Origin of the sequence: Isoptericola sp. NPDC056605 (assembly GCF_042792795.1) — a bacterium.
In the GTDB taxonomy this organism is placed as follows: Bacteria; Actinomycetota; Actinomycetes; order Actinomycetales; family Cellulomonadaceae; genus Isoptericola.
Genome location: NZ_JBHTVT010000015.1, coordinates 1 through 11504, shown reverse-complemented (window position 1 = coordinate 11504; position 11504 = coordinate 1). Strand labels below are relative to the sequence as shown.

Annotated in this window: 10 protein-coding genes; 7 read left to right on the top strand and 3 right to left on the bottom strand. The window is 73.6% G+C overall.

Annotated features, from left to right (window positions below; all coding sequences use genetic code 11):
- Positions 1-20 precede the first annotated feature (20 nt).
- Positions 21-1133 (top strand): hypothetical protein, encoded by a 1113-nt coding sequence (locus ACFQ8Y_RS15365; RefSeq protein WP_430586043.1) that lies wholly within the window; start codon positions 21-23, stop codon positions 1131-1133.
- A 14-nt stretch (positions 1134-1147) separates the two neighbouring features.
- On the opposite strand, the gene ACFQ8Y_RS15360 is transcribed toward ACFQ8Y_RS15365, so the two are convergent.
- Entirely contained in the window at positions 1148-2026 is an 879-nt protein-coding gene (locus tag ACFQ8Y_RS15360; protein ID WP_430586042.1) for a dihydrodipicolinate synthase family protein, read from the bottom strand.
- Between the two features lie 25 nt (positions 2027-2051).
- Complete coding sequence (locus ACFQ8Y_RS15355; protein ID WP_430586041.1) at positions 2052-3233, bottom strand: ROK family transcriptional regulator; 1182 nt, start codon at positions 3231-3233, stop codon at positions 2052-2054.
- A 76-nt stretch (positions 3234-3309) separates the two neighbouring features.
- Here ACFQ8Y_RS15355 and ACFQ8Y_RS15350 point away from each other — a divergent pair, with 76 nt between their 5' ends.
- From ACFQ8Y_RS15350 to ACFQ8Y_RS15325, 6 genes are all read left to right on the top strand, one after another.
- Positions 3310-4863: a sugar ABC transporter ATP-binding protein gene (locus tag ACFQ8Y_RS15350; RefSeq protein ID WP_430586040.1), complete on the top strand. Its 1554-nt coding sequence runs from the start codon at positions 3310-3312 to the stop codon at positions 4861-4863.
- Positions 4860-5864 carry an ABC transporter permease gene (locus ACFQ8Y_RS15345; protein ID WP_430552100.1) on the top strand — a complete coding sequence of 335 codons (1005 nt, stop codon included), beginning with the start codon at positions 4860-4862 and terminating at the stop codon, positions 5862-5864. Before ACFQ8Y_RS15350 ends, ACFQ8Y_RS15345 begins: the two co-directional genes overlap by 4 nt.
- Positions 5865-5958: 94 nt before the next feature.
- On the top strand, positions 5959-7026 hold the full coding sequence (locus ACFQ8Y_RS15340; RefSeq protein ID WP_430552101.1) for a substrate-binding domain-containing protein: 1068 nt from the start codon (positions 5959-5961) through the stop codon (positions 7024-7026).
- A 67-nt stretch (positions 7027-7093) separates the two neighbouring features.
- Positions 7094-8287 carry a Gfo/Idh/MocA family protein gene (locus tag ACFQ8Y_RS15335; RefSeq protein ID WP_430552102.1) on the top strand — a complete coding sequence of 398 codons (1194 nt, stop codon included), beginning with the start codon at positions 7094-7096 and terminating at the stop codon, positions 8285-8287.
- A 72-nt stretch (positions 8288-8359) separates the two neighbouring features.
- A complete protein-coding gene (locus ACFQ8Y_RS15330; protein ID WP_429766845.1) occupies positions 8360-9361 on the top strand; it encodes a sugar phosphate isomerase/epimerase family protein in 1002 nt (333 codons plus the stop codon).
- A gap of 66 nt (positions 9362-9427) precedes the next feature.
- A complete protein-coding gene (locus ACFQ8Y_RS15325; protein ID WP_430562864.1) occupies positions 9428-10405 on the top strand; it encodes a sugar phosphate isomerase/epimerase family protein in 978 nt (325 codons plus the stop codon).
- An 80-nt stretch (positions 10406-10485) separates the two neighbouring features.
- On the opposite strand, the gene ACFQ8Y_RS15320 is transcribed toward ACFQ8Y_RS15325, so the two are convergent.
- Positions 10486-11106 (bottom strand): GNAT family N-acetyltransferase, encoded by a 621-nt coding sequence (locus tag ACFQ8Y_RS15320; protein WP_430552104.1) that lies wholly within the window; start codon positions 11104-11106, stop codon positions 10486-10488.
- Between the last annotated feature and the right edge of the window lie 398 nt (positions 11107-11504).

Sequence of the window (11504 nt, the reverse complement as noted above, 5' to 3'; positions counted from 1 at the left end):
CCCGGGGCTACGATGCGCGGGTGCCCGACACGCTCTCCTCGCACCAGACCGCCTCGACCCTGACGCTGCGCGGCGCCCACCTGGTGGGTTCCGTGAACCTCCCCTCGGCGCGCGACACGCTGCGCACGGTCGCGACGCGGCTCGGCCCCCACGCCCGCCGCATCCCGGACGGCGAGGTGGGCGAGCGGTTCCACTGGATCCTGTTCCAGGGCGCGCGGTTCGAGGCGGTCGACGGGCTGGTGCGCGTGGGCGACGCGCCCGTCGTCGTGGCCGGTTTCGACGTGCGGCCGCACGTGCTCGACGGCTCGGTGCCGGCGGACGAGCTCCGGTTCGGGCCGCTGGGCTACGCGGAGGCCGCGCTCGCGTCGTACGCCGACTTCGCGGCCCTGCGCGCCGAGGGCGTGATCGCGCCCGGCACGCGGTTCCAGGTCTGCCTGCCGTCGCCGCTGGCCGCGGTCACGACGTTCGTCGCGCCGGCCGACCGTGCCGCGGTGCACCCGGTCTACGAGGCGGCGCTGGTGCGCGAGCTCGACGAGATCGTCGCCGCGATCCCCGCCGAAGACCTCGCGGTGCAGGTGGACCTGGCCACCGAGTTCGCGTTCGTCGAGGGCGCGAACCTCGGCGGCGGCGCCGCGCGGGCCTGGTTCGATCGCGACGCCGGCGGGGACGAGGACGTCGTGCGCGGCTGTGCCGCCCGCGCGGCGCGGTTCGCGGCGCACGTGCCCGAGGGCGTCCAGCTCGGCTTCCACCTCTGCTACGGCGACGTGGCCGAGAAGCACTTCGTCGAGCCGGCCGACACGGGACACCTCGTGGAGATGGCGAACGCCCTGGTGTCGGCCCTCCCGCGCCCGATCACGTGGGTGCACCTGCCCGTCCCGATCGACCGCGACGACGTCGCGTACGTCGCGCCGCTCGGCGACCTCGCGCTCGACCCGGCCACCGAGCTCTACCTCGGCGTCCTGCACCACGAGGACGGCGTCGAGGGGGCCGCGCGCCGGCTGGCCGCGGCCACGCAGGTGCTGGGCGACCGGACCGTCGGCGTCGCCACGGAGTGCGGCTTCGGCCGCGGCCCGAGCGAGCGCACCGCGGCCCTGCTGGACCTGCACGTCGCGGTCCTCGGCCGCACCGCCTGACGTCCGGCGGTGCGTCAGGGGCGTCGCGCGACGACGGCCTGCAGCGCGGCGTCGTCCGCGGCCGTGAGCGGCACGAGCGTGTCGCGCGGCGGCGCGGTCGGCGTACCGAGCAGGGCGGCGACGGCGTGCAGCGCGGCGACCGGGCGCCCCGTGTCCGCCACGGCCCGCGCGACGTCGAGCAGCCAGTCCCGTGCCGCGTCGGCGGCAACGGTCCCCGCGACCCGGGCCCGCCGGACGGCGACGTACTCGGTCGGCGCGAGCGCCGCGAGCCCGGTGTGCCAGGCGTCCGCGGGCTCGGCGTCGCCGATCAGCGCGGTGTCGCCGCTGAGCCCCACCGCGACCCCCGCCGTCCGCAGCGCGGCCACGCGTCCGCCCGGTCGGGACGGCGGCGACGCCGGGTCCTTCACCGCGATCACGGAGCCGTCGTCGTGCAGCGCCGCGAGCATCTCGGCAGAGACGTCGAACCCGAGCTGCACGGGCTTGTTGTAGAAGCACACCGGCGTGCCCGGCACGGCGGCCGCGACCCGTGCGTACAGGGCGCGCACCTCCGCGTCGTCGAGCGGGAGGTACGCGAACGGGGGCAGCACCAGCCCGGCGGCACCGGCCTCGCGGGCGCGGCGTGCCCGCGCGACGACCCGGTGCGCCGACTCCGCGGCGGCGCCCACGTGCACCGGCGCGCCGCCCGCGGCCGCCACGGCGACCCGGACCACGGCGTCGCGCTCGTCGTCGTCGAACGACACCCCGGAGCCGGAGGTCGCCAGCACGACGACGCCGTCCGCGCCGGCGGACACGGCCGCGCCGACGAGGGCCTCCAGGCCGTCCAGGTCCACCTCCCCGTCCTCGGCCAGCGGGGTGATCGGGTAGGCGAGGAGTCCGGTGAACGCCGAGGTCATGCCGCGCATCGTACGGACGGCGGCGTCAGGCGGTCAGCGCGTCCACGGCGTCGGGCGACAAGGCGTGGTCGGCCGCCATGGCGGCCGCTCCGAGCACGCCCGCCTGCGCGCCGGTGCGCGCGACGGCGATGCGCAGGTGCTGGGTGGCCAGCGGCAGCGACCGTCGGTAGACGACCTCGCGGATGCCGGCGAGGAGGTGCTCGCCCGCCTCGGCGAGGATGCCGCCGAGCACGATGACGGAGGGGTTGAGCAGGCTGACCGTCGCCGCGAGGACGCTGCCGATCTCGCGCCCGGCCTGGCGCACGGCACGGCCGGCGGTGACATCGCCGCCGCGGACCAGCGCGACGACGTCCGCGGGGCCGGACACGTCCAGGCCCTCGGCGCCGAGCCGCACGGCCAGGGCCTGGGCGCTCGCGATCGCCTCGAGGCAGCCGACGTTGCCGCACCGGCACACGATGTCCTCCGCCCCGGGCACGGCGATGTGCCCGACGTCGCCGGCGGCGCCCTGGGCGCCACGCCGCAGCGCGCCGTCGGCGATGATGCCCGCGCCGATGCCGGTGGCGACCTTGACGAGGATCAGGTCGGAGACGTCGGGCCAGGCGATGCGGTGCTCGCCGAGCGCCATGATGTTCACGTCGTTGTCGACCAGCGCGGGGGCGTCGAAGTGGCCGCGGAGGATGCCGGGCACGTCGGCGTCGTCCCAGCCGGGCATGATCGGCGGGTTGTTCGGGTGCCCGGTCGCGTGCTCGACGGGGCCCGGCAGGCCGACGCCCACGCCGGCGAGGTCGCCGACGGAGCGCCCCGCGGTCTCGAGCAGCTTGCGCCCGGTGTCCGCGACCCAGCCGAGCACGGGCTCCGGTCCGTCGGCGATGGCGAGGGGCGCGTCGAGCTCGGCGAGCACGGTGGACGCGAGGTCGGTCACGGCGAGCCGGGCGTGGGTGGCACCGAGGTCGACCCCCAGCACCACCTGCGACGACGGGTTGAACGCGAAGGTGGCGGGCGGGCGCCCCCCGGTCGACGTGGCCTCGCCGGCAGGGGCGATGAGGCCCGCCGCCATGAGCGCGTCGATCCGCCCCGCGACGGTCGACCGGGCCTGGCCCGTGAGGCTCGCGAGCTCGGCGCGGGTGCGGGCCCGGCCGTCGCGCAGGAGCTGGAACATCTCGCCGGCCCCGGGCGTGCGAGGTCCGGCCGCTGCGCCTTCCGTCATGACCGTAGTCAATCACGATCGAATAACACCCGTCTTTTGCTTGACGATCGACAGAAGTGCGTCCTAGGTTCGAGCCATGGTCGACGTGGACCGCGACGACGCGGCACCGCCGGAGGGCAGCGACGCCCCCGCCCCTCTGCTGCGCATGGAGGGCATCGTCAAGCACTTCCCGGGCGCCAAGGCGCTCGACGGGGTGGACCTCGACGTGCTGCCGGGCGAGGTGCACTGCCTGCTCGGGCAGAACGGCGCCGGGAAGTCCACGCTCATCAAGGTCCTCGCCGGGGCGCACCAGCCCACCGCGGGCCGGATCGTGCTCGACGGCGAGGAGGTCGTCGTCCCGCACCCGGTCGCGGCCCTGCAGCGCGGGGTCGCGACGATCTACCAGGAGCTCGACGTCGTCGACGGGCTCACCGTCGCGGAGAACGTGTACCTCGGGCACGAGCTCGCGCGCGGCGGGTTCACCCAGCGCCGCGAGGTCGCCACCCGTACCCGGGAGCTGCTGGCACGCCTCGGCCACCCCGAGATCTCGCCCCACCGCGAGGTCGGCCAGCTCTCCGCCGCGGGCAAGCAGGTCGTGTCCATGGCGCGGGCGCTCTCCCACGAGGCGCGCGTCATCGTCATGGACGAGCCGTCCGCCGTGCTCGACGCCGGGGAGGTGCGGAACCTGTTCCGCGTCGTCCGCGCGCTCACGGCCCAGGGCGTCGCGGTCGTGTACATCTCCCACCGCCTCGAGGAGATCCGGGAGATCGGCGACCGCATCACGGTCCTCAAGAACGGGCGCACGGTGGGCCGCGACCTCCCGGCCGCCACGACGCCCACGACCGAGCTCATCCGGCTCATGACCGGCCGCAACGTCGAGTACGCGTTCCCCGAGCGCCCCGGCGTCCCCGACGACGCGCCCGTGGTGCTCGACGTCGAGGGACTGGGCCTCGCGGGCACGTTCGAGGACGTGTCGTTCCAGGTCCGGGCCGGAGAGATCGTCGGCCTGGCCGGGCTCGTCGGCGCCGGGCGGTCGGAGATCCTCGAGACGCTCTACGGCGCGCGCCGCCGGTCGTCGGGCACCGTCACGGTCAAGGGCCGCGCCCTGCGCGCGGGCTCGGTCGACACCGCGGTCGCCGCCGGCATCGGGCTGTGCCCGGAGGAGCGCAAGAGCCAGGGCCTCGTCCTCGACGAGCCCGTCTACCGGAACGTCACCCTCTCGACGTTCGCCCGGTTCGCCCGCGGCGGCTGGCTCGACGAGCGCGCCGAGCGCACGGCGGCGCGCGAGCAGGTGGCCGCCCTCGACCTGCGGCCCACCGACGTCGACCGGGCGGCCCGCACCCTCTCCGGCGGCAACCAGCAGAAGGCCCTGCTCGGGCGATGGCTCGTGCACGGCTGCGACGTGCTGCTCCTCGACGAGCCCACCCGCGGCGTCGACGTCGGCGCGCGGTCCGAGCTGTACGCGCTCGTGCGCCGCCTCGCCGACGCCGGGACGGCGGTGGTCGTCGTCTCCAGCGAGATCCCCGAGGTCCTCGGGCTCGCCGACCACGTGCTCGTGGTCTCCGAAGGGCGCGTGGTGCACCGGGCACCCGCGCAGGACATCGACGAGCACGGCGTGCTCGACCTCGTCATGGAAGGAACCACCGCATGAGCACCCAGGTGGAGTCGCCGGCCGCCGGCACGTCGCGGCCCTCGTGGCTGTCGGGACCGGCGGGCCGCACGATCGGGCTCGTCGTGGCCCTGGCTCTCGTCGCCGTCGTCGGCGTGATCACGGGCGGCGAGCGCTTCGCCAGCCTCGACAACGTCATGACCATCCTCCGGCTCGCGTCCGTGACCGGGGTCCTCGCCATCGGGATGACGTTCGTCATCACGGCCGGGGGGATCGACCTCTCGGTGGGCTCCCTGACGGGGCTCGCCTCGGTGTGGGCCAGCACGCTCGCCACGCAGACGATGGCCGAGGACGTGCACTGGACGGTCATGGTGCTCACGGCGCTCGTGGTCGGCACCGCGGCGGGCATCGTCAACGGCCTGATCATCGCGTACGGGAAGGTCGTGTCCTTCATCGCGACGCTGGCGATGATGATCGCCGCCCGCGGCCTCGCGGAGATGATCTCGGGCCGCCAGACGCAGGTCGTCAACGTGGACGGCTTCCTGGACTTCTTCCGCGCCGACTTCATCGGCGTGCCGGTGCTCGTGTGGATCTTCGCGGTGGTCGCCGTCGCCGGCTGGTTCCTGTTCAACCGCACCACGTTCGGCCGCCGCACGGTGGCCGTGGGCGGCAACCTCGAGGCGTCGCGGCTCGCGGGCATCAAGGTGCAGCGTCACCTGCTGTACGTCTACGCGCTGTCCGGGCTGGCCGCCGGCATCGCGGGCGTGATGATGCTGGGCCGCACCACCGCGGGCACCTCCACGAACGGCCTGTACTACGAGCTCGAGGTGATCGCGGCCGTCGTCGTCGGCGGCACGCTGCTCATCGGCGGCCGCGGCACGATCGTGGGCACCGTCATCGGCGTCCTCATCTTCGCGATGCTGACCAACGTCTTCACGATCAACAACCTGTCGATCTCCGCCCAGAACGTCGCCAAGGGCGCGATCATCGTGGTCGCCGTCCTGCTCCAGCAGCGCTTCGCCCGGCGCTCCGCGTCCACCTGACGCACCGCCCTCCCGAACCTCCCCGCACCACCCCAGCACCATCCCGCACCGGGCCACCCGCCCGGGACGGCCGGACCGAATCGAGGATGATCACATGTCCGCACGCACCGCGCTGGAGCGTCCTACCCGTGGCCGTCGCGTCGTCGCGCTGGCCGCGACGGCCGCGACCGCCGTCCTGCTCGCCGCCGGCTGCACCAGCAACGAGCCGCCCGAGGACGAGGGCTCGGCCGCCCCGCAGGTCGCCGCCGAGGGCAACGACGAGCCGGGCGAGAAGGTCGTCATCGGCTTCTCCGCCCCCGCCGCCGACCACGGCTGGATGGGCGCCATCACCAAGTCGGCGGTCGACACCGCCGAGCAGTACTCCGACGTCGAGCTCCGCCAGGCCGAGGCGACGAACGACGTCAACGTGCAGATCAGCCAGATCGAGCAGTTCATCAACGACAAGGTCGACGCCATCGTGCTGCTGCCGTTCGACGGCGCCGCGCTCACCGAGGTCGCGACCAAGGCGATGGAGGCCGGCATCCCGGTCATCAACGTCGACCGCGAGTTCTCCAGCCCGTTCGCCGCGCGCGCCACGGTGCTCGGCGACAACTACGGCATGGGCGTGAGCGCCGGCACCTACATCTGCGAGCAGCTCGGCGACAACCCGGACGCGATCGTCGCCGAGATCCAGGGCATCGAGTCGCTCCCGCTCACCCAGGACCGCAGCAAGGGGTTCGAGGACGCGCTGTCCGACTGCGGGCTCGACGTCGACCGCCGGGTCGCGGCGGACTTCACGGTCCAGGGCGGGGAGACGGCGACGTCGAACCTGCTGCAGGCGGAGCCCCAGATCGACGCCATCTGGAACCATGACGACGACCAGGGTGTCGGCGTCCTCGCCGCGATCGAGAACGCCGGCCGGGACGAGTTCTTCATGGTCGGCGGCGCCGGGTCCCTCGACGTCATGGAGCACATCCAGGCGGACGACTCGGTGCTGAAGGCGACCGTCGTCTACCCGTCGACGCAGGCGGCCGACGGCATCAAGCTGGCCCGCCTGGTGGTGCACAACAAGAACATGGGAGACCTGGTCTCGGCCGGGGTCCCGCGCACCACCCAGCTGTACGCGCCGGTGGTCACGGCGGACAACGTCGACCAGTACATGTCCATCGGGTTCCGGTCCTGACGTCAGGCCCGACCCGCAGAGCACGCACGGAAGCACGACAGCCGCACGAGGAAACGGAGGTCGCTCGATGAGCGAGCACGCCACGGCAGGGGGCACGCCGACGCTGGGCGTCGGGATGGTCGGATACGCGTTCATGGGGGCCGCGCACTCGCAGGCGTGGCGGACGGCGCCGCGGTTCTTCGACCTCCCGCTCGCCCCGCGGATGCGGGTCGTGGCGGGCCGCAGCGCCGCGGGGGTGCGCGCGGCGGCGGACCGGCTCGGCTGGGACGACGCCGTCACCGACTGGCGCGAGCTCGTCACCCGGGACGACGTCGACCTCGTCGACGTCTGCACGCCGGGCGACACGCACGCCGAGATCGCCGTCGCGGCGCTCGAGGCGGGCAAGCACGTGCTGTGCGAGAAGCCGCTCGCGAACTCGGTGGCCGAGGCGGAGGAGATGGTCCGCGCGGCCGACGCCGCGGCCGCGCGCGGGGTGTTCGCGGCGGTGGGGTTCACCTACCGCCGCGTCCCGGCGATCCAGCTCGCGCGACGCCTGGTCGAGCAGGGCCGGATCGGCGAGGTGCGACAGGTGCGCGCGCAGTACCTGCAGGACTGGCTGTCCGACCCGGCCACGCCGCTGTCGTGGCGGCTCGACAAGGCCAAGGCCGGGTCGGGGGCGCTGGGTGACATCGGCGCGCACGTGGTCGACCTGGCCCAGTTCGTCACGGGGGAGCGGCTGGTCGGCGTGGCGGGCATGCTCGAGACGTTCGTGCGCGAGCGGCCGGTCCCGGCGTCCTTCTCCGGCCTGTCGGGGGAGGCGGGGGAGGGCACCGGCCCGGTCACCGTCGACGACGCCGCGATCTTCTTCGGCCGGCTGTCGGGCGGCGGGACGGCGACCTTCGAGGCCACGCGGTACGCGTGGGGGCGGAAGAACGCCATCCGGCTCGAGGTCAGCGGCACCCGCGGCTCGCTCGCCTTCGACTTCGAGGACATGAACCTCTTGCACTACTTCGACGCCGAGGACGACGCGGAGGTCGCGGGCTTCCGCCGCATCGTCGTCACCGAGCCGGAGCACCCGTACGGCGGGCACTGGTGGCCCGCCGGCCACGGTCTCGGCTACGAGCACGCGTTCACCCACCAGGTCGTCGACCTCGTCGAGGACCTGGCGGCGGGGAAGCAGCCGACCCCGTCGTTCGCCGACGGGCTCGCCGTGCAGCGCGTGCTCGACGCCGTCGAGCGCAGCTCGGACGCCGGCCACGCCTGGGTCGACCTGCCCGGCTGACCACGCCCCGCTCCCACGTCACCAGCTCGCCGCCACCACCCGCACCGCCGTCTCGACGAGGAGAACCGCACCATGGCACGACCGATCACCCTGTTCACGGGCCAGTGGGCCGACCTGCCCCTGGAGGAGGTGGCCCGCCTCGCCTCGGGCTGGGGCTACGACGGCCTCGAGCTCGCCTGCTGGGGCGACCACCTGGACCCGTGGCGGTGGGACGACGACGCGTACGTGCAGTCCCGTCTCGACCTGCTGGAGCGGCACGGGCTGAAGGTGTACGCCATCTCCAACCACCTCAAGGGCCAGGCCGTCTGCGACGACCCGATCGACGAGCGGCACCGCGACATCCTGCCGGACGTCGTGTGGGGCGACGGCGACCCGGAGGGGGTGCGGCAGCGCGCCGCGGAGGAGATGAAGCACACCGCCCGGCTGGCGGCGCGGCTCGGCGTCGACACCGTGGTGGGCTTCACCGGGTCGTCGATCTGGAAGTACGTGGCGATGTTCCCGCCGGCCACTGAGGCGATGGTCGAGGCGGGCTACCAGGACTTCGCCGACCGGTGGAACCCGATCCTCGACGTCTTCGACGAGGTGGGCGTGCGCTTCGCGCACGAGGTGCACCCCAGCGAGATCGCGTACGACTACTGGACCACCGTCCGCACGCTGGAGGCGATCGGGCACCGCGAGGCGTTCGGCCTCAACTGGGACCCGTCGCACATGGTGTGGCAGGACCTCGACCCGGTGAGCTTCCTGTGGGACTTCAAGGACCGGATCTACCACGTGGACTGCAAGGACACGAAGAAGCGGATGGGCAACGGCCGCAACGGGCGCCTGTCGTCCCACCTGCCGTGGGCCGACCCGCGGCGGGGGTGGGACTTCATCTCCACGGGGCACGGCGACGTGCCGTGGGAGGACGCGTTCCGGATGCTCAACACGATCGGCTACGCGGGGCCCATCTCGATCGAGTGGGAGGACGCCGGCATGGACCGCCTGGTCGGCGCGCCGGAGGCCCTGGAGCTGGTGCGCCGGCTCGCGTTCGACGCGCCCGAGGCCGCGTTCGACGCCGCGTTCTCCCAGCGCTGAGCCGCTCCCGAAGCTCGCGACAGCGTGGCGCCGGGTGGTCCGGCGTCCTGATCAAAGGGGATCAGCATGACCAGTCGTACCGAGCTCGACCGTCGGTCGTTCCTGCGCCTGGCGGGCTCCACCGTCGCGGTGGGTGCCGCGGCCGTCACGTCCGTGGGCCTGGGGGCGGCGACGGCCTCGTCGGCGCTCGCGGCCGGCGGCGGGCGCCGGCTCGTCCCGCCGGGCAAGCTGGGCATCCAGCTCTTCTCGATCCGGGACAAGGTCAACGCGCTCGGGTTCCGGGCGGTCTTCGAGCGGCTCTCCACCCTCGGGTACCGCGAGGTGGAGTTCGCCGGGTACACGCAGGGCGCGGTCGGCGCGATCACGCCGTCGGAGATCCGCACGCTCCTGGACGACAACGGCCTCGTGGCGGTCGGCGCGCACCGGGGCATCGCCGACTTCGTCCGCAACATGGAGGCCGAGCTCGACATCGCCCAGACCCTCGGGATGGCGCACGTCGGCACGGCCAACGCCCCGACCAACGACCGCACCGTCGGCGGCTACCTGGCGGCGGCGGAGCAGTTCAACGGGTTCGGCGCGGCGGCCGCGGCGCGCGGGCTGAAGTTCTACCAGCACAACCACCAGCACGAGTTCGGCTTCGCGGCCGACGACCCGGCGACGCGGCTGTACGACGTCTTCCTGGAGAACACCGACCCGGCGACGGTCTACCTGGAGATGGACGTGTTCTGGGCGTTCGTGGGCAGGCACCTCTACCCGGGGTTCGAGCCGGTGGAGTACGTCCTGGCGCACCGGAACCGCTACCCGATGTTCCACCTCAAGGACGGGCGGGTGAACCCGCAGTCGTCCAACGGCTACGACATCGTCGAGTTCGGGGTGGGCGACCTCGACTACCAGGCGTTCCTCGGCGCGCTGAACGGCTCGGGGCGCCAGCACGGCATCTGGGAGCAGGACAACGCGTCGACGGTCGCCGAGCCCCCGTTCCCCGTCGACTCCTTCGGCAACGCGGAGCGCAGCGCGGACGCGATCCTCGCGCTGCGGGGCTGAGGACCTCCGGGACACGCTGGACGACGACGACGGCGGGCGGGCGACACGCGTCGCCCGCCCGTCGTCGTCGGCTCGCGCGGTCAGGCCGCGCGGCGGACCATCACGACGTCGTCGTGCCGCACGCCACCCACGTCGTACGTGCGCGTGCCGGCGACCACGAAGCCGTGCTTGCGATAGAAGGCCTGTGCGCGGGTGTTCTGCGCGTTGGTGCCGAGCCACAGGGGAGCGTCCACCCCGGCGGCGGCGCCGAGCGCGCCCGCGGCCGCGGCAGCGGCCTCGAGGAGCTGAGCGGCGACGCCGCCGCCGAGCGCGTCCGGGTGCACGTAGATCTTGGACAGCTCGGAGTACGGGCCCGCGCCCACGACGGCGCGCAGCACCTCTCGTTCCTCGTCACCGTCCGGCTCGCCGAAGGACACGAGCGCGTAGCCGAGGGGCGTCGTCGAACCGTCGTCGGGTGCTCCGGGCCTGTCGTCGACGGCGACCAGGAGCGCGTGCCTGTCGGACGCGACCCAGGCGCGGACGGCACCCGGGGACAGATGGGCGGCCACGTGTGCGGCCATCGTGGCCACCGGGGTCCCCGGCGGGCACGCCAGCGGGAACGTGAGTGCGGCGAGCCATGCGACGTGCGCGCTCTCGTCGGCCCGGGCGGGCCGGACGACGACGGACGCCGGGGGCTGTGGTGCGGTCTGCGGGGTGGTCACGGCACGATTCTGGACCCCGTCCCGAGCCCTCGTCGGGGCCCGGGGAGCGGTGTGCCCCGCGTCACCGCGGGCGGAGTTGGCCGGGCGCTGCGGAGCGTGTAATGTTCTACGACGTCAGCCCGACAGGGAGACGGACACCAAAGAGCATGATCCGGGAGACCGGAGCTCAGGTGGCCGCGCGGGGCTGGAACTCACATCGAGGATCAGGTCGCATTCGTGCGCCCCGAGCACCGGTGTGGGGCTTTCCGACTTGCGTCGGGCAGTTCGATCGGCTGGAAACAGGCGGTCGGAACAGCCGAAAAAGTCTGGTAAGTTTGAGGGGTTGCCCCGGCGGGGTCGGAACGGTTGGTTCTGGTTCTGCGGTGTGCGTCGGTTGTTTGAGAACTCAACAGTGTGTT